Source organism: Lentisalinibacter salinarum (genome assembly GCF_040706555.1).
In the GTDB taxonomy this organism is placed as follows: Bacteria; Pseudomonadota; Gammaproteobacteria; order Steroidobacterales; family Woeseiaceae; genus Lentisalinibacter; species Lentisalinibacter salinarum.
On the sequence record NZ_JAPDRH010000001.1, the window covers coordinates 374,544 to 395,385 of the forward strand.

15 protein-coding genes are annotated in these 20,842 nt (G+C 68.3%); 12 read left to right on the plus strand and 3 right to left on the minus strand.

The features are described from left to right. Positions 1-48: 48 nt before the first annotated feature. From ACJMKZ_RS01535 to ACJMKZ_RS01560, 6 genes are all read left to right on the plus strand, one after another. On the plus strand, positions 49-786 hold the full coding sequence (locus tag ACJMKZ_RS01535) for a response regulator (protein ID WP_405231428.1): 738 nt from the start codon (positions 49-51) through the stop codon (positions 784-786). A gap of 145 nt (positions 787-931) precedes the next feature. After that, the gene (locus tag ACJMKZ_RS01540) at positions 932-4,015 is read left to right on the plus strand and encodes a hybrid sensor histidine kinase/response regulator (RefSeq protein WP_405231429.1); all 3,084 of its coding nucleotides are present in this window, start codon (positions 932-934) and stop codon (positions 4,013-4,015) included. Positions 4,016-4,248: 233 nt separating this feature from the next. Continuing rightward, on the plus strand, positions 4,249-5,733 hold the full coding sequence (locus tag ACJMKZ_RS01545) for a pyridoxal-phosphate dependent enzyme (RefSeq protein ID WP_405231430.1): 1,485 nt from the start codon (positions 4,249-4,251) through the stop codon (positions 5,731-5,733). Positions 5,734-5,841: 108 nt separating this feature from the next. Next, entirely contained in the window at positions 5,842-8,196 is a 2,355-nt protein-coding gene (locus tag ACJMKZ_RS01550; protein WP_405231431.1) for a 1-acyl-sn-glycerol-3-phosphate acyltransferase, read from the plus strand. A gap of 136 nt (positions 8,197-8,332) precedes the next feature. Further along, complete coding sequence (gene paaN, locus ACJMKZ_RS01555; RefSeq protein ID WP_405231432.1) at positions 8,333-10,027, plus strand: phenylacetic acid degradation protein PaaN; 1,695 nt, start codon at positions 8,333-8,335, stop codon at positions 10,025-10,027. Continuing rightward, the gene (locus ACJMKZ_RS01560; protein WP_405231433.1) at positions 10,017-10,916 is read left to right on the plus strand and encodes an SDR family NAD(P)-dependent oxidoreductase; all 900 of its coding nucleotides are present in this window, start codon (positions 10,017-10,019) and stop codon (positions 10,914-10,916) included. Before paaN ends, ACJMKZ_RS01560 begins: the two co-directional genes overlap by 11 nt. 35 nt (positions 10,917-10,951) lie before the next feature. Here the strand turns inward: ACJMKZ_RS01560 and ACJMKZ_RS01565 are convergent, their stop codons facing one another. Continuing rightward, positions 10,952-11,905: an NAD(P)H-dependent flavin oxidoreductase gene (locus ACJMKZ_RS01565; protein WP_405231434.1), complete on the minus strand. Its 954-nt coding sequence runs from the start codon at positions 11,903-11,905 to the stop codon at positions 10,952-10,954. Between the two features lie 142 nt (positions 11,906-12,047). Between ACJMKZ_RS01565 and ACJMKZ_RS01570 the strand changes: the two genes are divergently transcribed. After that, on the plus strand, positions 12,048-12,881 hold the full coding sequence (locus tag ACJMKZ_RS01570; protein WP_405231435.1) for a DUF1295 domain-containing protein: 834 nt from the start codon (positions 12,048-12,050) through the stop codon (positions 12,879-12,881). Beyond that, positions 12,868-13,857 (plus strand): winged helix-turn-helix transcriptional regulator, encoded by a 990-nt coding sequence (locus tag ACJMKZ_RS01575; RefSeq protein WP_405231436.1) that lies wholly within the window; start codon positions 12,868-12,870, stop codon positions 13,855-13,857. Before ACJMKZ_RS01570 ends, ACJMKZ_RS01575 begins: the two co-directional genes overlap by 14 nt. Here ACJMKZ_RS01575 and ACJMKZ_RS01580 read toward each other — a convergent pair whose 3' ends face one another. Then, positions 13,858-15,072 (minus strand): acetyl-CoA C-acyltransferase, encoded by a 1,215-nt coding sequence (locus ACJMKZ_RS01580; RefSeq protein WP_405231437.1) that lies wholly within the window; start codon positions 15,070-15,072, stop codon positions 13,858-13,860. It lies immediately after the preceding gene. 150 nt (positions 15,073-15,222) lie between these two features. On the opposite strand from ACJMKZ_RS01580, the gene ACJMKZ_RS01585 reads away from it, so the two are divergent. Beyond that, entirely contained in the window at positions 15,223-15,834 is a 612-nt protein-coding gene (locus ACJMKZ_RS01585; RefSeq protein ID WP_405231438.1) for a 2-hydroxychromene-2-carboxylate isomerase, read from the plus strand. After that, positions 15,831-17,063: an acetyl-CoA acetyltransferase gene (locus tag ACJMKZ_RS01590; RefSeq protein WP_405231439.1), complete on the plus strand. Its 1,233-nt coding sequence runs from the start codon at positions 15,831-15,833 to the stop codon at positions 17,061-17,063. Before ACJMKZ_RS01585 ends, ACJMKZ_RS01590 begins: the two co-directional genes overlap by 4 nt. Positions 17,064-17,118: 55 nt before the next feature. Here the strand turns inward: ACJMKZ_RS01590 and ACJMKZ_RS01595 are convergent, their stop codons facing one another. Then, the gene (locus tag ACJMKZ_RS01595; protein ID WP_405231440.1) at positions 17,119-18,114 is read right to left on the minus strand and encodes an SDR family NAD(P)-dependent oxidoreductase; all 996 of its coding nucleotides are present in this window, start codon (positions 18,112-18,114) and stop codon (positions 17,119-17,121) included. 148 nt (positions 18,115-18,262) lie between these two features. Here ACJMKZ_RS01595 and ACJMKZ_RS01600 point away from each other — a divergent pair, with 148 nt between their 5' ends. Both ACJMKZ_RS01600 and ACJMKZ_RS01605 read left to right on the plus strand, forming a co-directional pair. Continuing rightward, the gene (locus ACJMKZ_RS01600) at positions 18,263-19,900 is read left to right on the plus strand and encodes an AMP-binding protein (protein WP_405231441.1); all 1,638 of its coding nucleotides are present in this window, start codon (positions 18,263-18,265) and stop codon (positions 19,898-19,900) included. Further along, complete coding sequence (locus ACJMKZ_RS01605; protein ID WP_405231442.1) at positions 19,897-20,841, plus strand: alpha/beta hydrolase; 945 nt, start codon at positions 19,897-19,899, stop codon at positions 20,839-20,841. The genes ACJMKZ_RS01600 and ACJMKZ_RS01605 overlap by 4 nt, the downstream gene beginning before the upstream one ends. Position 20,842: the final 1 nt, after the last annotated feature.

Sequence of the window (20,842 nt, forward strand, 5' to 3'; positions counted from 1 at the left end):
ATGCTATCATCGCCCGTGTTGGCTGTTTGTCTTGCCGGGGGGGCGGGCATGGAACGGTCGCATCGCATAATGGTTGTCGACGACGATCCCGACGTGCGCGGGATGCTGCAGGACTTCCTGGACCTGCATCATTTCGAGGTCGGGATGGCCAGGTCTGCGGACGAGGCCCGGGAGCTGCTCGCGGGCTTCGCGCCGGATCTCATCCTGCTGGACATCGGGCTGCCCGGCGAAGACGGCCTCAGCCTGGCTCGCTACGTCCGCGAGCATCACGACGTGGCGATCATCATCGTCTCCGGGGCCGGCGATACCCTGGACCGGATCATCGGACTCGAGGTGGGCGCCGACGACTACCTCACCAAACCCTTCGATACGCGCGAGCTCCTGGCCCGAGTGAAGAGCGTGCTGCGCCGCTACCGGCGTAATGCCGACACGGCCGACACGGTCGGTGAGTCCGCCGGGCGGGGCGCAGCCGCGGGAGAACTCATACCGGTCGGCCGCTACCGGCTCGATTGCACGGCGGAAGTGCTGTTGGACGAGAGCGGCGAGGAAGTGCCGCTGACGCGCATGGAGTACGAACTCCTGCACGTGCTCGCGGAACGCCCGAATCGCCCGCTGTCCCGTGACCGGATACTGAATCTGACCCAGAACCGGGACTGGGACCCCTACGACCGCAGCGTCGACATCCGCGTGGCGCGCCTGCGCCAGAAGGTCGAGGAAGACCCGGCCAATCCGCGCCTGATCCGTACGGTGCGAGGCGTGGGCTACAAGTTCGTGCCGGCGCCCTGAGAGGGGTCCAGGGCGGACGAGTGCCGCGATTGTTTCAGTTTCGTATCAATTGTTCGCGCTTTGTAGGCGCGGACTCCCGGGGCCGCCGGCACCGCTAGACTCGGAGGCTCCATTCCGCGCCGGACAGATCGACCAGAGATCGACCATGGAAATCGACCGCCATACCGCCAACCGTCCTGCGGCCTTCGCCGAGGAGGTGGCCGTGCTGTGGCTGGAAGACGGGCGCATCGTCTCGGCGAGCGGGCCCGCGGCGGCCTTCCTCGGCCGGCAGGAGTCTCTGGAAGGCCGGACCCTCACCGCCGTCATGGCGACGGGGGTAGTGCCGGCAGCGGCGATCGAGGCCGCCATGGCCGAGGCCGCCGGCAGCGGCTCCCACAGCCTGATCTGGCGGCGGCTGGACGTGCCGAGGCCCTGGCTCGTCGTCCTCGAGAGGGAGGGGCGGCGTCTGCGCGTGTCCTTCCGGCCCTTCCGTCTCAGCCAGATATTGGACAACACGACCACGCTCGTGTTCGTCAAAGACCCCGAAGGACGCTACGTCCTCGTCAACCGGGAGTTCCTCCAGCGCATCGGCCGCGCGGAGCACGAGGTGATCGGCTGCACGGACTTCGAGCTGATCGACCCGCAGATGGCGGCGGGCTACCGGCGGGTGGACCGGGAGGTGCTGAAGACCTGCCGGGAGATGGAGACCGAGGAGCATGCACGGTCCGGCGAGCGGCGCACGACCTACCTCGTGCGCAAGTTCGCGCTCTGCGACGAGAGCGGTCGGGCCTATGCGTTGTGCGGCATGGCCACCGACATCTCGCGCCGCAAGCTCACGGAGAATGCCCTGAAGAATGTGGCGCTGGGTGTCTCCGGTGCGGTCGGCAGCGACGTGTTCCGCGCCATCGTCGAGAAGCTGGGCGAGACCCTGTCCGTGGACTTCGCCTTCATCGCGCAGCTCGGCGAGGACGGCCGCCGGCTCGAGGTGCTGGCCGCCTGGAACCGGGGCGAGCTGACGGCGCCGATGAGTTACGACGTGGCCGGCACGCCCTGCCGATTCGTGCTGGGCGAGGGCTTCCAGTACTACTCCGGCGACGCGCAGCAGTGTTTCCCGGCGGACGGCATGTTCCGAACGTTCGGCTTCCACAGTTACACCGGCGTGCCGCTGAGGGATTCGGCCGGAGAGTCGCTCGGGGTGCTGTCCGTGGCCCACAGCCAGCGGCTGCCGGAACCGGAGTTTCTGGAGTCCATACTGCAGATCTTCGCCGTGCGGGCCGCCGCGGAACTCGAGCACCAGCGCGCTCTCGACCGCCAGCAGCAGATGGAGGAGAGCTACCGGACGATGTTCGAGACCGCCGAGGACGGCATCTATATCCACGACCTCGATACGGGTTACGTCGTCGACGTGAACCCGACCGTCTACAGCAGCTACGGCTACAGCCGCGAGGAATTGCTCTCCAAGCGCTTCAGCGACCTCGGCTCCGGCGAATACCCGCACAACTTCGCCGGCGTCTCGAAGCACATCGAGCGGGCCAGGAAGGGCGAGGTGCAGCGCTACGAATGGCACCGGCGCAATCGCGACGGCAGCCTGCACTGGGACCAGATCGTCATGAAGCGGGTGCGCCTCGGCGGCGTCGACCGGCTGATCTCCTACTCCCGGGACATCACTGACCTGAAGCACCGCGAGGAGGCGCTGAGCCAGAGCGAGGACCGGCTGCGCGCCACCGTCGAGGCGGCACTGGACTGCATCGTCACCATGGACGCGGACGGTCGCATCCTCGGTTTCAACCCGGCCGCCGAGGAATGCTTCGGCATCCACGAGGAGGAGGCGGTCGGCCGCAGGCTGTCCGAGCTGATCATCCCGGAGCGCTATCGGCGTGCCCACGAGCGGGGCATGGCCCGCTATCTGCGCGAAGGCAGCGGACCGTACCTGGGAAGGCGCATCGAGACCTGGGCCCTGCGTTCCGACGGCAGCGAGTTCCCGATCGAGCTCGCCATCGGCGTGGCCCAGGGCGCCGGCGGCGAGATATTCATCGGCTATCTCCGCGACATCACCCAGCGCCACGAGGCGGAGACACAGCGCAAGCGCCTGGAGGAACAGCTCCGCCAGGCGCAGAAGATGGAGGCCCTGGGCCACCTGACCGGCGGCGTGGCCCACGATTTCAACAACATCCTGACCGGTATCATGGGTTATCTGTCCATGGGCGTCGATCGCGCGGCGGAGCTGGGCGACGACACCATGGTCCGGTACCTCGAGCGCGCAAACCGTTCCGCGGAGAAGGCGCGGGTGCTGATCCAGCAAATGCTGACGTTCAGCCGCGGACAGAAGAGCCGGCCGCGCGCGCTCGCGCTGGAACCGGTAGTCACGGAGGCGCTCGATCTGATGCGCTCCACGATCCCGAGCACCGTGCATTTCAGGCCGCTGCTGCAGGGCGGGACGGCGCTGGTGCGTATGGACCCGGTCCAGATCGAACAGATCATCATGAATCTCTGCATCAACGCGCGGGACGCCATGGACGGCGCCGGCGAGATCACGGTGGCCGTGGCGGACGCGGGACTGCGGGACGAGATCTGCTCGTCGTGCCGTCATCCTGTCACCGGCGATTACGTCGAGCTGTCGGTGGCGGACGAGGGGCCGGGCATCGGCGATCATCTGCTCGACCGGCTGTTCGAGCCCTTCTTCTCCACCAAGGAGACCGGCCGCGGCACCGGCATGGGTCTCGCGATGGTGCACGGCATCGTCCACGAGCACGGCGGCCACATCCTCGTGGACAGGGCGCCGGGAGGCGGTGCCTGCCTGCGTATCCTGCTGCCGGCTCTGCACGGCATGGTGCTGGACGAGAACGCGCCCGAGCAGGACATCGGGCGGGCTACGCTCGGGCTCGGCGGCCACGTGCTGCTGGTGGAGGATCAGGACAGCGTGCGCGAGTTCATGATCGACCGGCTCGAGAGCTGGGGGCTGGAGGTCACCGCCTATCGGGATCCGCTGGCCGCGCTGCGCGCCATCGAGGACGGCTGCGGGGCGCATTTCGGGCTGTTCGACCAGTCGATGGCGTCGATGACCGGCCTCGACCTGGCCGAGCGGGTGCGGCTCTCCGATCACCCCTTCCCGGTGGCGATCTATACCGGCTACGCCGAAGACCTGCATGAAGCCCGGCTGCGCGCGGCCGGCGTGATCGAGGTGCTGCGCAAACCCATCGACCAGCAGCGTGTCTTCGAGCTGCTGCGCGATTACATCGCCGCGGACTGATACGAAGCGGCAACAAAACGCCATCGTCCCGAAATCCTGCCGATACGTCGGGCGCCTAGTCTGGCCCCATGGTTCACCACGACGGAGGACGAGACCATGGACGACAAGACACGCAGACGCGACGAACTGGATACGCCGACCACCATCCTGGGGCTGATCCTGGGCTGCGGCATCCTGGCCATGAACATCTGGGCGTTCATGCAGGTTTACTGAAGAACCGGGAGGCGGCGACCATGAAGAAGCGTTACGAGAACATCCTCGGCACCATCGGCGACACTCCGGTCGTGAAACTCGGCCGGATGTCGCCCCCGGGCGTCGAGATCTGGGTCAAGCTGGAGGCCTTCAATCCGCTGGGTTCGGTGAAGGACCGCATGGCGCTCGCCGTCATCGAGGACGCCGAGCGCCGCGGCCTGTTGCGGCCCGGCCAGACCGTCGTGGAGGCCACCAGCGGCAACACCGGCATCGGGCTCGCCATGGTGTGTGCCCGCAAGGGTTATCCGCTGGTGGTCGTCATGGCGGAGAACTTCAGCGTGGAGCGGCGCCGCCTGATGCGCTTCCTGGGAGCGCGCGTGGTGCTGACGCCGGCGTCGGGGAAAGGCTCCGGCATGCTGGCGAAGGCCGAGGAGCTCGCCGACGCCCACGGCTGGTTCCTGTGCCGGCAGTTCGAGAACGAGGCGAATGCGGCCGCCCACAGCGAGACCACCGCCCGGGAGATCCTCAGGGATTTCGCCGGTGAGCGGCTCGACTACTGGGTCACGGGCTGCGGCACCGGCGGCACCCTGGCGGGCGTCTCGCGGGTGCTGGCCGCGGAGCGGCCCGAGACGCGCGTCGTCGTCTGCGAGCCCGACAATGCCCCGGTGCTCGGCAGCGGCCTCAGGCAGAGCCGGAACGACGACGGCTCGCCCGCAGAGAGCCATCCCCGGTTCCGGCCCCACCTGGTACAGGGCTGGTCGCCGGACTTCATCCCGCGGCTGACCGAGACGGCGATGGACGCGGGCCTGGTCGAGCGCGTCGTGCCCGTGGCCGGCGACGACGCGCTGCGCTGCGCCCGGGATCTCGCGCGCCTCGAAGGCATCCTGGCGGGCACCTCCGGCGGAGCCACCCTGGCGGGCGCATTGACCGTCGCGGAGACCGCGCCCGCGGGGAGCGTGATCCTCTGCATGCTGCCGGACACAGGCGAGCGTTACATGTCCACGCCGCTGTTCGACGAGGTCGCGGTCGAGATGGACGAGGAGGAGCAGGCGATCTCGCGCTCGACACCGTCCTTCCGGTTCGACCGGCCCGCGGCGGCGGCGCCGCCGCCGGCGGAGGAACCGCAGGTCGACGACGAGGCGGCGGCCTTCGTGGAGCGCGTCATCGCGGACGAGCCCGTGGTGATGTTCGCGCTGGAGTGGTGCGAGTTCTGCTGGTCGGTGCGCAAGTTCTTCGAACACTGCGGGATCCCCTATCGCAGCATCGATCTGGATGCGGTTGAATGGCAGGAGGACGATCGCGGCGGCCGGATCCGGGCCGCGCTGAACGCGCGGACCGGCATGCAGACCATCCCACAGGTGTTCGTCGGCGGCGAGCTCGTCGGCGGTTGCAGCGAGACCTTCGATGCGTTCGTCAGCGGCGAACTGCAGGCCGCGCTGAAGGACGCCGGAGTGGACTGGAACGCCGACAAAGAGACGGATCCGCACGGCTTCCTGCCGCGCTGGCTGCACTCGCGCGCCTCCTGACCGGCCCGTCACAGGAAGGGACATCCATGCCATACTGAGTGGCGGGCATCGCGGCGGCAAGCCGGTTACGATCTGATGCCCACGGCGATGCGCGGGGGGCGATCAGGCGTGAACAGGCAGTCACTGCAGGAAACGGCACTGGAGTCGGGAGCGGCGGATTCACCCTGGCCCGACGAGGGGCACGGCAGTGTCGTTTTCCTGCTCGACGCCCCCGACCGGTTCGAACACAAGCTGCTCAGGGACTGGATCGAGTCCACCCGCCCGGCGGCCGAGAAGACTGACTATCGCCTGTTCGACCTGCCCCAGGATGGCGAGGGCCTCGCCGGCCTGGATGACATGGAACCGGATACGTGGCTGCAGCCCGTGCGCATCGTCTGGCTGCCCGCGGAGCGGGACGAAGGAGGGAGCCTGCTGCGGGATTTCTTTTTCGCGTGGACCGAGCGGCCGACCCTGTTCAGCCGCCGCAGGATCGCCCGCGGCCAGCCGGACCGCATGCGCTTCATCGCCGGTCAGGGGGCGCCGCTGGAGGACCTGAGGCAGCGCTATCGGGACCAGCACGGCAGCGACGCGCCGACGGTGGGACTGTCGGATTTCGTCCGCCGCCAAGCACTCATAACGCTGGAGCGGGCGGAGCGCGTCGCCCGCGGTACGCGCTACAAGGTGGCCAGGCTGCTGCCGAAGGACGTATTCGCCAACCGGGAATTCCGCGAACAGCTGGCCAACCTGGCGCAGCAGCGCGACGAGAGCGTGCAGAAGGTGACCGACAAGGCGGGCGACTACCTGGAGGAGATGGCCGCCCGGCAGACGCCGTTCTCTCTGGACCTCGCCATGGCCATCTACCGGGCGGCCGCGCGCAGCAATCACGACCCGGAGATCGACGTGGACGAGGAGCAGCTGCGCCATGTCGCAGAGCTGCTCGGCAGCCGGCCGGTCGCCTTTCTGATCAGCCACAAGTCCATGCTGGACACGATCGCGCTGTCGATCGTGCTGTTCGACGCCAACCTGCCGCTGCCGCTGACCTTCGGCGGCATCAATCTGAACACGCCGGGGCTGGGGGCGCTCGGCCGGCGCGCCGGCATCATCTTCCTGCGCCGCTCGTTCCAGGACAACGAGATCTACAAGGCGACCTTCCGCCGTTACATCGACTATCTGATCGACAAGCGCTTCTCGCTCCTGTGGGCGCTGGAGGGCACGCGCTCGCGCACGGGCAAGCTGCTGCCGCCGCGCTACGGCCTGTTCAACTACGTGGTCGAGTCCATCCTGCGCACCCAGCTGCTCGACGTGGCGTTCGTGCCGGTGTCGGTGACCTACGACCAGATCACGGAAGTGGAGGACTACGCCACCGAGCAGCGCGGCCACGCCAAGAAGCCCGAGGGGGCGACCTGGATCGTGCGCTTCCTGCGCTCCTCGGCGCCGCACGGCCGCATCTTCCTGCGCTTCGGCGAGGAGCTGGCGCTGACCGACCTGGCGCCCCGGGACAGCCTCGAGGCGGGGCCGGACGAGTCGGAAAAGCAGTTGCTGGTGCAGAATCTCGCGCTGCAGGTCGCCTTCCGCATGAATGCGGCCACGCCGATTACCGCCACCGCCATCGTCACGCTGATCCTGCTCGCCGCCGGCAACCGGGCGCTGAGCCTGAAGGAGATCGGCTTCCTCACCCGGGTCGGCATGAGCCTCGTGCGGCGTCGCCATCTCGAGATTGCGGGCGACCCGGACTTCCGCCAGCCGGAGACGCTGCCGGCTACGCTGGAGCAGCTGCGCTCCACCGGCATCGTGACCTTCTTCGACGAGGGCACGGAGCGGCTCTACGCCATCACGCCCGACCAGCACCTGAAGGCCGCCTATTACCGCAACACGGCCATCCATCATTTCGTGCTGGACGCGCTGGTGGAGGTGGCCCTGTACCGTGCCGCCGGCGCCCCGGAGAGCGAGCGCGAGGCGGCGCTGTTCGCGCTACTGGAAGAGCTGCGGGAGTTGTTCCTGTTCGACTTCTACTTCCCGCGCCGCCAGGACTATCCGGCGGCGGTGCAGGCGGTACTGGAGGAGCGTTTCCCGAGCTGGCGCGAGGCGCTCGCGGGCGGGGAGGAAGGCGTCGTGCGGGTGCTGCGCCAGAGCCGGCTGCTGCTGGCCCACGCCGTGCTGAGGTCCTTCGCCGATGCCTACCGGGTGGTGGCCCGGGCGCTGGCCGAGGCCGGCACCGAGGCCGTCGATGACCGGCCCGCCTTCGTGTCCGGCTGCCTGAAACTCGGTCGGCAGATGCGTCTGCAGGGTCGGCTCTTTTCCGAGGAGTCCGTGTCGAAATCGCTGTACGAGACGGCGCTGAAGCTGGCGGCGCATCGCGACCTGCTGCAGGGCGGCGGCGCCGCCGCCGAAGGCCGGCAGGCCCTGCTGACCGAGTTGCGCGAGGTGCGGCGCGCGCTGGACGGGATCCTGGCGATTACGCTGAACGGGTCGGGGGAGAATTGAGGCGAGATTCGGGTTGGGAAATGGGGCAAGGAATCGGGCCTGAAGGCCCTCCTACAGCGATGGCTTGCACAACAAGACCGTGCGTACCTAGAATCGTGGATCACCCCTGTTTGAGAGGAGTCGGGTCTGGCGAGCCATGAATAGTCTGTTCGAGAAACATCGCGGGACGCTCGAGAAGGCAGTGGATGCCTGCGAGAAGCGTTATGCCTGGACGGCGTACCCGGAATCGCCCAGTAGCAAGATTCACGGCAGGGAGATTCCCGCTGCCGGGCTCGCGGCCTACGAGTCGATGCTGGGCCGGCCGTTCGAGATCGAGCTGCCCGGCACCGTCGGCGAGGTGGGCGAGGAGGTCTCGCCGCTCACCGGCGAGGCGCTCGGCATCACCTACCCGAAGCTCGACCCTGACCGGGCATTCGCTTCGGTCAAGGAGGCCCAGCGCGCGTGGCGCCGGCTGCCCACCGAGGAGCGCGTCGGCGTCTGTCTGGAGATGCTGGACCGGCTGGGCAGCGCCGAGTCGCTGTTCGTCAATGCCCACGCCACCGTCCACACGGCCGGCCAGAGCTTCATCATGGCCTTCGCCGGCTGCGGCGCCAATGCGCTGGACCGGGGCCTGGAGGCGCTGGCCTACGCCTGGAAGGCCATGGACGACGTGCCGCGCGAGGCGACCTGGCAGCGCCGGTTCGGCGCCGGGCCGGAGACCGAGCTCGAGAAGCGCTACCGCATCATGCCCCGCGGCATCGGCGTGGTGATCACCTGTGCCACGTTCCCGCAGTGGAACGGCTATCCGGCCATCATGGCGGATCTCGCCACGGGCAACGGCGTCATCGTCAAGCCGCATCCGAAGACCACGCTGCCGGTGGCGATCTTCGTGCGCACCATGCGCGAGGTGCTCGCCGAGGCAGGCCACGACCCGGACCTGGTCCTGATGGCGGCGGACACGGAGGCGGAGCCGAACACGCTGGAGCTGATCCGCCATCCGGACTGCGCCATCATCGATTTCACCGGCGGCCCCCGCTTCGGCGGCTGGATCGAGCAGCACTGCGCCGACAAGCTCGTCTTCACGGAGACCGCCGGCTGCAATTCGGTGGTGGTGGAATCCACCGACGACTTCGACGGCATGCGCCGCGCCATCGCCCATTCGCTGTGCCAGGCGTCAGCCCAGATGTGCACGAGCGTGCAGAACATCTTCGTGCCCCGCGGCGGCATCGAGGCCGGCGGGCGGCATCTCTCCTTCGATGAGGTGGCCGCCGGTATCGTGGATGCCGTGGAGGAGTTCCTCGCCAACCCGAAGCAGGCGGGCAACCTGTGCGGTGCGCTGGTGGACCCCCGCATCCTTGAGAGCATCGACCGCATCCGCGACGGCGTGCGTGACCGCGGGCGTATCCTGCGCGACTCCGGGCCCTACGAACATCCCGACTACCCGGATGCGCGTACGGCCACGCCGTTGATCGTGCAGGTGGACACCGACGCCGGCGACCTGTTCGGCGAGGAGCACTTCGGGCCGATCTCCTTCGTCATCGCCGCCGACGATGCCGACGCCGGGCTGGCCCGGGCGACCGACGACGTGCGCGCCCACGGCGCGATCACATCCCACGTCTATTCCACGAACGATGCCTTCCTGGCCCGCGCGGAGGATGCCTACCATGACGCCGGCGCCTCGCTGTCGTGCAACCTCATCGGCATGCCCATCAATTTCGCCGCCGCGTACAGCGACTTCCACGTCACCGGTCTGAACCCGGCGGGCAACGCCTGTCTCGCCGACCTCGATTTCGTGACCCGGCGCTTCCGCTGGGTGCAGACCCGCTGGCCACGCACCTCCGATGCCGCCTGAGGCCGCGTCGTTCGAGGGCCGGGTGGTCGTCATCACCGGCGCCGGCAAGGGACTCGGCCGCGCCTATGCCCGCTACCTGGCGGCGCAGGGCGCGCGGGTGGTGGTGAACAACCGCAGCCACGCGGGTGAGGAGCAGGCCTCGGCGGACCGGGTCGTGGACGAGATCCGTGCCGCCGGCGGCGAGGCCGTGGCGGACTACTCCGAGATCACCGAGGCCTGCGCCGGCGAGCGGCTGCTGGAACTGGCGCTCGACACCTGGGGCAGACTCGACGCCCACATCGCCAACGCGGGTGTCTCCGAGGGCCGGAGCTTCCACAAACAGAGCATCGAGGAGTTCCGGCGCAACTTCGAGGTGAACCTCTTCGGCACGGTGAACGTGCTGCACCCGTTGTTCCGGCATCTCTACGATCAGCGCGGCGGTGCCGTGCTGCTCAGCACCTCGGTGGCCGGACTCTACGGCGAGCACGGGCTGCCGGCGTATTCATCGTCGAAGGCGGCGCTGCTCGGCCTCACCTACGCGCTGGCCCACGAGGGCGCCGGGCGGGACGTGCGGGTGAACGCCATCGCGCCCTACGCGGCGACGCAGATGACCGAGGCCCACCTGCCCGAGACGCTGCGCGAGCGCATGGCGCCGGACTACGTGGCGCCGGTGGCTGCCTGGCTGGTCAGCGAACGCTGCGCCCTGAACGGCGAGATCGTGATTTCCGGAGCCGGCAAGATCGCCCGCGCCCGCATGCAGGAGACCGACGGGCGTTGGATGCAGAGCGCGGATGGGGCCGCGGCCGGCGCCGTGCTGGAGGAACTGGCCGCGCTGCCCTTCGATGCCCACGCGCCGGCGGCGGTGGAGCATTTCCGCCGCTTCGTCGCCGGCGCGCCCGCGACGGGCTGATCGGGCGGGCTGCCGTCCGGACCGGCCGACCGGGCTCAGGGCACCCGCTTCGCGGCCTCGTATTCCTCGGCGATGGCGTCGACGATGTCGGCGAGCGGCTCCACCTTGTGGATGGTGCCCACGCCCTGGCCGGCCGACCAGACGTCCTTCCAGGCCTTCTTCTCGGACAGGTTCATGCCTGTGCCGGCCTCCAGGCTGTCCGGATCCAGGCCGGCAGCCTCGATGCTCTGGCGCATGTAATAGGCGTGGGCGCCGGTGAAGAAGTCGGTGAGCACCAGGTCCGGGAACACCGAGTCGACGACCATCTGCTTGTATTCCTCGGAGGCGATGCTCTCCTCGGCGGCGATGAAGCGGGTGCCCATGTAGCCGAGATCCGCGCCGAGCACCTCCGCCGCGCGCACGGCCCGCCCGTCGCCGATGGCGCCGGCCAGTATCAGGATGCCGTCGAAGAATTCCCGCACGGCCGGGACGAAGGCGAAGCCCGCCATGTGTCCGGTGTGGCCGCCGGCGCCGGCGGAGACCAGGGCCAGGCCGTCGACGCCCACTGCGGCCGCCTTGCGCGCGTACTCGACGCTGTTCACGTCGGCGATCACCAGGCCGCCCCAGCCGTGCACCGCGTCCACCACGTCCTTCGGGCTACCGAGCGCCGTGATGACGATGGGCGGGCGGTATTTCTCGAGGATGGCCAGTTCCTGGTCCAGCCGGTCGTAGGTGCGATGCACGACCAGGTTCATGGCCCAGGCATCGGTGGCGCCGGCAATCTGGTCGCGGCGGAAGCCGGCCAGCCGCTCGCTGATGGTCGAGACCCACTCCTCGAACACGTCGATGGTGCGGGCATTCGGCGCCGGGAACGAGCCAAGCACCCCCGAGCGGGCGGCGGCCACCACCATGTCCGGGCCGGAAACGAGGAACATGGGCGCTACGACGACCGGCAGGCGCAGGCCCGCACGGATCTCGTCGAAGCGCTGTCGTGCGCTGGCGTGTGTCATCCCCCCACCCCGAGGTTGTTTTCCGTATTTCTGAGGTTGGCCGTCACCTGGCCGTCACGGATTGGCAATCAGTGACTTTCACGAATAGACTAACACAGGTTTTTCCAAATGGCGCAACCCTGCGGGCGCCGGGGGAGGGATTATGGAGCCGCTCTGGCAGGATACGGGCCTGGTCTTGCTGGTCAACCTGGGTGTCACCATGGGGGCCGTGATCGCGCTCTGGCTGATCAGCATCCCGCTGCGCGACGTCAGCATCATCGACATGGCTTTCGCGATGATCCTGCTGAGCGTGGCGGGGGTCACCTACGCGATGACGGACGGCGCCGAGCCGCGCAAGAATCTGATCCTGGTGCTGGTGGCGTTGTGGGCCGTGCGCATCACCGTCCATCTGGTGCGGCGCAACTGGGGCCACGGCGAGGACCCGCGCTACACCAAGCTGCGCAGCTGGGTGAACGACGACCGCGCCTTCATCTGGCTGAGCCTCCGACAGGTGTTCCTGCTGCAGGGCATCGTGCTCTGGCTGGTCTCGCTGCCGATCCAGGTGGGGCAGATCTACGCCCAACCGGCGAGCCTCGGCATCGCGGCTTTCGCCGGCGCCGCCCTTTGGCTGGTGGGCTTCGTGTTCGAGACGGTGGCCGATCATCAATTGGCCCGCTTCCGGGCCGATCCGGCGAACAAGGGCAGGGTGCTCGACACCGGGCTGTGGCGCTACTCCCGGCACCCGAATTACTTCGGCGAACTCTGCGTCTGGTGGGGGCTGTTCCTGATCGCCTGCGACAATCCGTGGGGTTTGCTGACCATAATCGGCCCGATCGGCTACACTTACCTCATCGTGAACGTCACCGGACAGCGTACGCTGGACAAGAAGATGGCGCGGGAGAAACCGGGGTACAGGGACTACATGGAGAAGACCAGCGGGATGATCCCCCTGCCGCCGCGACGCTCGACGAACGGCGGGGGCGATGACAGCCAGTAGCCGGGGCGGTAAAGCCGAGCAGGACCTGATCCTCAGCAGCCAGGTGGCCCAGGCCCTGGCGGTGATCGGTGACCGCTGGGCGATGCTGGTGATCCGGGACGTGTTCCTGGGCTTCCGCCGTTTCGAGGACCTGCGACACCGCAGCGGTGCCGCGCGCGGCACGCTGGCGTCCCGACTGAAGCGACTGGTGGAGAACGGGATCCTGTATCGGAACCCGTACCAGATGTCCCCGCCACGCTACGAGTACCGGCTGACCGACAAGGGCCTCGATCTCTACCCAGTCATCCTGTCGATCTGGAACTGGGACAATCGCTGGGGCAGCGGCGACGAGTCGCATCCCGCACTCGTCCACAAGCGCTGCGGACACGCCATGCATGCCGAGTTCCGCTGCAGCGCGTGCGCCGAGCCCATCACCATGTACAGCGTCCGTTTCGTGCCCGGCGCGCCCGACAGCAAGGGCGCCGCCGTGCCGGCGCGGTTCCAGCGCCGCTCCAAGAAAGACAGCAAGTCCAGCCAGGCCGCCGATCAGCGCTTCTTCCACACGCTGGACGTCATCGGCGACCGCTGGACCGGTCTCGTGACCGCCGCCGCGTACTTCGGCCTGCGCCGCTACGACGACATCGCGAAGGGCATCGGCATCGCCACCAACATCCTCTCCGACCGGCTGAAGCTGCTGGTCCACCACGGCATCATGGAGCGAAAGGCGTACCAGAAGCGGCCGGTGCGCTACGAGTACCGGCTGACAGAGAAGGGGATGGATCTCTACCTGGTGGCGCTGACCATGCACGAATGGGCCAATCGCTGGATCGTCCCCCCGGACCGCCGTCCGCTGAAGTTGATCCACCGGCCCTGCGGCGAACCGCTGGTCAGCGCCATGGTGTGCAGCGAATGCGGCGAGGCGCTGAAGCCGGAAGACGTCTACTTCGACCGCGACGCCTACCGGCCGCGCCGGGCTGCCGCCCGCGCCAGCCGCTGATCAGGACGCGGCGACGCGCTCCAGGATGAGCCCGGTGCCGATCCCGGCGGCGCCGGAGACGGCCACCAGGCCCACGCCCAGGTCCTGACGCTCCAGCTCGTCGAGCACGGTGCCGACCAGGCTCGCGCCCGTCGCGCCCATGGCATGGCCCAGCGCGATGGCACCGCCGTTCGGGTTGATGCACTCCGCGTCCCACGGCATGTCGCGCATGAACTTCACGGACACCGCGCCGAAGGCCTCGTTGAACTCCACGAGGTCCACGTCACCGTGGTCCATGCCGGCTTTCGCGAGCACCGCGGCCACCACGTCGATGCCGCCGGTCAGCGCGAGCAGCTCGTTGGAGGAGACGTTGGCCATGGCCCTGATGCGTGCGCGGGGCTTCAGGCCGGCGGCCTCGCCTGCCGCGCGGCTGCCCAGCGCCACCAGCGAGGCGCCGTCCACCACGGCGGGCGAATTGCCGGCATGGTGCAGGTAGTGAAGCTCCCCCAGCTCCGGGAATGCCGACTTGAAGGCCGCCGCATAGCCCTTCTCGCCGAATTCCGTGAACAGGGGTTCGAAGGTGGCGAGCTTCTCCGTGGTCACGCCCGGCCGCACGCATTCGTCCTGTTCCACCGTGGCCCCGCTGCCGGGGTCTGCCACGGCGACCAGCGACTTCGCGAAACGGCCTTCGCCCTGCGCCCGGGCCGCGCGCTGCTGGCTCATTACGGCGTAGGCGTCGCATTCCTCCCGGCTGATGCCGTCGAGGCTGCCCACCAGGTCCGCGGCGAGCCCCATGGGCACGAATCGCGTCTTCTGCGCTACCGCCGGGTCGGAATAAAAGGTGGCCTTGTCCGACAGCATCGGCACGCGGGACATGCACTCCACGCCGCCGGCCAGCACCAGCTCGTCCATGCCGGTGGCGATCTTCATCGCCGCGAAGTTGCAGGCGTCGAGCCCGGACGAGCAGTAGCGATTCACCGTGATGCCCGGCACCGAGGCCGGCAGGCCCGCATACAGCGCCGCCACCTTGGCGATGTTGCCGCCCTGTTCGCCCACCTGGGTCACGCAGCCGAGGATGATGTCGTCGATGCGCCCGGCATCGAGCCCGGTGCGCTCGAGCAGCGCGCCGATCAGCGTCTTCTGCAGATCCAGCGGGGTGAGTCCGTTCAGCGCGCCGCCCTCGCGGCCTTTGCCACGGGGCGTGCGCACGGCATCATAAATGAAGACGTCGGTCATGTCGGTCGCTCCAGGTGCGTGGGTGTCGGCGGCAGGCGGTCCCGATTGGCGTCGACGGGTTCGATGAGTTCGATTGCGATCGCCCCACCGGCATTATATAGTCGCCCCGAGTCTAGTTATGAAAGCCATTGGTTTCAATGAGGTCGTCCGATGAAGAGAGCGATCGATTTCTACTTCGACTTCTCCTCGTCCTACAGCTACATCGGTCAGTACAGGCTGCGCGCCCTGGCGGAGGAGTTCGGCGTCAGGATCGAGTGGCAGCCGATCGCGCTGGGCGCGATCTTCAAGTCCCGCGGCCACGCGCCGCCGCAGCCGGATTCGCTGAAGGGTCGCTACACCTGGCACGACGTCGAGCGCTCGGCGGCGGAATGGGGCCTGCCCTACCACTGGCCCGATCCGTTCCCGTTCAACAGCATCCTGGCGGCCCGCGCCTACTGGTTTCTCAAGGAGATCGACGAAGAAGACGCCGTGGCCTGGATCGGCGCGGTCTTCGACGCGAGCTTCGGCCAGGGCCGGGACTGCTCCGATCCGGCGGTGCTCGCCGAGGTGGCGAAAGGGCTGGACCTGGATGCGGAGGAGGTGCTCCAGGGCACCGCGCGGGACGAGGTAAAGCAGAAGCTGAAGGCGGTTACCGACGAGGCGATGGAGCGGGGTGTGTTCGGCGCGCCGACCTTCTTCCTGGACGGCGAGATGTACTGGGGCGCCGACCGTATCGACCAGATCTGGCGCACGCTCGAGCGTGAGCGGCAGGGGGAACGATGAGCGAGAGAGTCTACGTGCTGGGCGGCTATCAGACCGACTTTGCCGCCAACTGGGCCCGCAACGGTGACGAGCTGTTCGATGCCTTCGCGCACACCGTGCGCACCGGCGTCGACACCGTGGGCATCGAGCCCGAGGAGATCGAGGTGGCCCACGTCGGCAACTTCGCGGCCGAGCTGTTCTGCAAGCAGGGCCATCTCGGCGGTTTCTTCGCCGCGCTGCACCCGGCCTTCTCAGGCAAGCCCGCGTCCCGGCACGAAGCCGCCTGCGCCTCGGGCAGCATTGCGCTCCTGTCCGCCGCCGCGGACATCGAGGCCGGCCGCTACAACCTGGCTGCCGTGATCGGCATCGAACAGATGCGCAACGTGCCCGGGCAGACCGCCGCGGATCTCATCGGCGGGCCGGCCATGTGGAGCGGCCACGAGTGCACGGATGTGGAATTCCCCTGGCCGCATCTCTTCAGCGAGCTGGCGGATGAGTACGATCGCCGCTACGGCCTGAAGCAGGAACACCTGGCCGGCATCGCGAAGAACAACTTCGACAACGCGCGGCGCAACCCGAATGCCCAGACCCGACGCTGGGAATTCACCGACGCGAGCTTCGCCGAGGACGATGAGGCCAACCCGGTCATCGACGGGCGCATGCGCAAGCAGGACTGCGGCCAGATCACCGACGGCGCCGCCATCGTCTTCCTCGCCGGCGCGGAGAAGGCGGCCGAATACGCGAAGCGCCACGGCATGAGCCTGGACGACCTGCCGTGGATACGGGGCTGGGGCCATCGCACCGCGCCGATCACCTATCAGCAGAAGATCGAGGAGAGCAGGGACGCACCGTACATCTTCCCCCACGTTCGCGGCGCCATCACCGACGCCTTCGGCCGGGCCGGCATCGAGGGCGTGGACCAGCTCGACGGCATCGAGACCCACGACTGCTTTACCAGCACCGAGTACATGGCCATCGACCACTTCGGCATCACGGCGCCGGGCCAGAGCTGGCAGGCGGTGGAGAACGGCGACATCGCGCTGGGCGGCCGGATCCCCGTGAACGCGAGCGGCGGTCTTATCGGCCTGGGTCATCCGGTGGGCGCCACCGGCGTGCGGATGATGCTGGACAGCTACAAGCAGGTCACCGGTCAGGCCGGCGACTACCAGATCGAGGGCGCGAAGACGGTGGCCACGCTGAACATCGGCGGCAGCGCCACCACCACGGTCAGCTTCGTCGTCGGGCGCTGAGAGGGAGCGAGGCGGGCGGCGCCGACCCCGTCAGATCCTGCGCTGATCCCGCGCGTCAGGCCGATCCTGCCGGCGCGGCCGCGGATTCGTTGCCGCCTTTGTCCAGTTCCCGCTGGAGATAATCCACCAGCTCCTCCTCGCTGCACAGCGGCGTGCGCGTGTGCTCGAAGATATGGGTCTCGCGCGGTTTGCGGTCGAACCAGATTACTTCCCCGTCACCGATCTCGGGCCGCTCGGCGGCGAGCCACAGTGCGGTGTCGCCGCCCTGCAGCGGCGTGCGCAGGAGGACGTTCTGGATCTTCCAGAAGGTCGGCAGGGAGAACCGGACCCCCGGCGTCTTCGACCAGCCCGGGTGGGTGACGTAGACGCGCAGGCCCCGGTCGCCGTACTTGCGGTTCCAGTAGTTGGTCAGCGCCACCTGGGCACGCTTGTGGAAGCCGTAGGCGATCTTTCCGCTGTAGCGCTCCGGGTCCAGGGTATTCAGGCCCTTGATCGAGCGGGGTACGTTGTACATGCCGCCGGAGGACATGTTCACGATGGTGGCCTCGTCGGCGAACATGCCGGCTTCCATCAGGCCCTCGGTCAGCTGGAAATGGCTGAGCAGGTTGGTGACGAAGCTCTTCTCCCTTCCCTCGGCAGTGACCTCGTGCTCGTTCAGCAAGACGCCCACGTTGTTCATGAGCACGTCGATCCGGCGTCCGTCGGCGACGAGCCTGCCGAGAAGTCCGTCGGTCTCCGATTGCAGCGACATGTCCGCGACCAGCGGCGTGACCCTCTCGGCGGATTCGGCCGGCAGCGCATTCACCGCGGCCGTGAGCCGCTCGGCATTGCGGGCCACGGCGACCACGCTGGCCCCCGCTGCGGAAGCCGTGCGCATGATGGCCTCGCCGATACCGGCGTTCGCGCCGGTGACCACCCAGTGCTGGCCGGAGAAGTCCCACGGGCGGGAGGAGCCCCAGGGCAGCCCGCGGGCGTAATAGCCGATCTTGGTGTAGTTCGGGGTGAAGCGCCCGTAGAAATTGACGATCTTCAGCAATGTTGCCGCGTCCATCCGCTGCTCCAGTCACTTGCAATATAGAACTTAAAATACCCGGCGGGCGCTCCCGCCGTCAACTGGCGGTTGACGGCCGCCCGACTGCTGGCTAAGGTCGGGTTTCTTAATGCAAGTGACTGCACGCGCCGTTGGGGGAGATGCGACGATGAGCGGCGACCGAGTAGAGATCCGACCGCCCTGGTTCGATCCGCGCATGCCGGACCGGGACGACTGCGTCCTGAAAGGGCTGCTGGACAGCCGGGCGCGGCGTTGTCCCGATCGCCGGGTCGCCCTGTTCGAGGACGGCATCGAGTGGACCTACGCGGAGTGTCGCCGTGAGGTCCGTGACACGGCCGCCGGGCTGCAGGCCCTCGGCGTCGGTCGCGGCGATACGGTCATCGCCTGGCTGCCGAACGGCCGGGACATCGTCAGGGTCTGGTTCGCCGCCAACTACCTCGGCGCCGTCTACGTGCCGCTGAACACGGCCTACCGGGGCGGCGTGCTGGAGCACGCCGTCAACCTCACCGGCGCGCGGATCATGGTCACTCATCCGGACCTGGTCGAACGGCTGCAAGGGCTGACGCTCGAGAGCCTCGAGCAGGTGGTCTTGTCGGGCGGCGAGGTGCCCTCGGCCCGGCCCGGTTTGCGCTTCCACGGCGCGGACGCGCTGAATGGCGACGGCGAGGCCTTCGACGACTCCGCCGTGATCGAGCCCTGGGACATCCAGAGCGTCATCTACACCTCGGGCACCACCGGCCCGTCGAAGGGCGTGCTGTCGCCCTACCTGCAGCTCTATACGACGGCGGTCATCAACTACCGGATGGAGGACGGCGACGCCATCCTGGTGAACCTGCCGATGTTCCATGTCGGCGGCACCAGCCCCATCTACTGCGCGCTGGTGAACTCCGGCTCCTTCTATCTGGTGAGCGGCTTCAGCACCACCGAGTTCTGGGACCAGGTGCGGCGTGCGAACTGCGTGACCACGGCCGGGTTGATCGGCGCCATGGCACCGTTCATCGCCAAGTCGGAGCCGCGGCCGGACGATACCGAGAACCCGCTCCGCAACCTGACGATGTTCCCGATCAACGACGAGACCATCGCGCTCGGCAAGCGCTTCGGTTTCGACTACGTGACCGGCTTCAACATGACCGAGGTATCCACGCCGCTCATCAGTGACGTCAACTCCGAGGTCCAGTACGCCTGCGGCCGGCCCCGTACCGGCGTGGAATGCCGGTTGGTGGACGAGAACGACATCGAGGTGCCGCGAGGCGAGCCCGGCGAACTGATCGTCCGTTCCGACCTGCCGTGGACCATGAACGCCGGCTACATCAACATGCCCGAGGCGACGGCCCGTGCCTGGCGCAACGGCTGGTTTCACACCGGCGACGTGTTCCGCCAGGACGAGAACGGCGAATATTTCTTCGTCGACCGGCGCAAGGACACCATCCGGCGCCGGGGCGAGAACATCTCGTCGCTCGAGGTCGAGGCCGAGGTGAACCGCCACCCCGAGGTCGACGAGGTGGTGGCCGTCGGCGTGCCGAGCGAGTACACCGAGGAGGAGGTGCTGATCGTCGTCGTGCCGAAGGCCGGCGCGAGCCTCGATCCGGTGGCGCTCACGGAGTTCCTGGTGGAACGCCTGGCTTATTTCATGGTGCCCCGCTACGTGCGCATCGTCGACGAGATACCGAAGACGGAGACCAACAAGCCCCGCAAGGTGCTGTTCCGCGAAGCCGGCGTCACCGACGACACCTGGGACCGCGAGGCGGCGGGCATACGCCTGAAGCGCGAGCGGCTCGGCTCGTGAAGCCGGACGCCGAGACCGCCGGTCTCCTGCGCCTGATGGCGGAAGCGGAATACCCGCCCATCTGGACGCTGCCTGCCGTCGAGGCGAGGAAGATCCACGACCCGCTCACGGCGGCATCGGCTCACCCGGCCGAGTCCGTGGCGGAGACACGGGAGGTGGAGATCGCCCCGGGGCTGGACGCGCGGCTGTATCGGCCCGAAGGCGCTGAAAGCGGCGCGCCGCTGATTCTCTACTTCCACGGCGGTGGCGGCGCCATCGGCGATCTCGACTCCCACGACGCGGTCTGCCGGACGCTGGCCGATGCCAGCGGCGCCGTGACGCTGGCGGTCGACTACCGCCTGGGTCCGGAGCACCCTTTCCCCGCCGCCTGGGAGGATGCCTGGACGGCCTGGGGATGGGTGCTCAAAAACGCTGCCAGCCTCGGCGCGGATCCTGCCCGTATTGTCGTTGCCGGCGACAGCGCCGGCGGCGGACTCGCGGCCTCGCTGGCGCAGCGCGCTGTGGCCCGCCGCGGTCCCGCGCCGGTTTTCCAGCTGTTGGTCTACCCCGCCCTGGACGCCTCCCGGGACGCGGAGCGTTATCCATCGGTGGCCGAGAATTCCGAGGGCTATTTCCTGACGGGCGAGCTGATGGCCTGGTTCGGTGCGCAGTACCTGGCGCCCGGCCAGGACCCCGCCGACGTGAGGCTGTCGCCCGGTCTGGCCGACACGCTCTCCGGTCTGCCGCCGGCGCTGATCGTGACGGCGGGCCTGGATCCGCTGCGCGACGAGGCGGCGGCCTATGCGCAGGCGCTGGAGCGGGCGGAGGTCACGGCGGAGTATCGCTGCTACGAGCAGACCATCCATGGCTTCGCCTCTTTCGGCCGCTTCCTGTCGTTCACCGCACCGGCCATCCGTGAATGGGGCGAGGCCGTGCGCGCGGCGGCCGCGCGAGGAGACTGAC

What these genes read in the sequence shown, in the direction of transcription:
- ACJMKZ_RS01535 (WP_405231428.1), top strand. Translation starts at nt 49, where the DNA reads ATGGAACGGTCGCATCGCATAATGGTTGTCGACGACGATCCCGACGTG.
- ACJMKZ_RS01540 (WP_405231429.1), top strand. Translation starts at nt 932, where the DNA reads ATGGAAATCGACCGCCATACCGCCAACCGTCCTGCGGCCTTCGCCGAG.
- ACJMKZ_RS01545 (WP_405231430.1), top strand. Translation starts at nt 4,249, where the DNA reads ATGAAGAAGCGTTACGAGAACATCCTCGGCACCATCGGCGACACTCCG.
- paaN (WP_405231432.1), top strand. Translation starts at nt 8,333, where the DNA reads ATGAATAGTCTGTTCGAGAAACATCGCGGGACGCTCGAGAAGGCAGTG.
- ACJMKZ_RS01560 (WP_405231433.1), top strand. Translation starts at nt 10,017, where the DNA reads ATGCCGCCTGAGGCCGCGTCGTTCGAGGGCCGGGTGGTCGTCATCACC.
- ACJMKZ_RS01565 (WP_405231434.1), bottom strand. Translation starts at nt 11,905, where the DNA reads ATGACACACGCCAGCGCACGACAGCGCTTCGACGAGATCCGTGCGGGC.
- ACJMKZ_RS01570 (WP_405231435.1), top strand. Translation starts at nt 12,048, where the DNA reads ATGGAGCCGCTCTGGCAGGATACGGGCCTGGTCTTGCTGGTCAACCTG.
- ACJMKZ_RS01575 (WP_405231436.1), top strand. Translation starts at nt 12,868, where the DNA reads ATGACAGCCAGTAGCCGGGGCGGTAAAGCCGAGCAGGACCTGATCCTC.
- ACJMKZ_RS01580 (WP_405231437.1), bottom strand. Translation starts at nt 15,072, where the DNA reads ATGACCGACGTCTTCATTTATGATGCCGTGCGCACGCCCCGTGGCAAA.
- ACJMKZ_RS01585 (WP_405231438.1), top strand. Translation starts at nt 15,223, where the DNA reads ATGAAGAGAGCGATCGATTTCTACTTCGACTTCTCCTCGTCCTACAGC.
- ACJMKZ_RS01590 (WP_405231439.1), top strand. Translation starts at nt 15,831, where the DNA reads ATGAGCGAGAGAGTCTACGTGCTGGGCGGCTATCAGACCGACTTTGCC.
- ACJMKZ_RS01595 (WP_405231440.1), bottom strand. Translation starts at nt 18,114, where the DNA reads ATGGACGCGGCAACATTGCTGAAGATCGTCAATTTCTACGGGCGCTTC.
- ACJMKZ_RS01600 (WP_405231441.1), top strand. Translation starts at nt 18,263, where the DNA reads ATGAGCGGCGACCGAGTAGAGATCCGACCGCCCTGGTTCGATCCGCGC.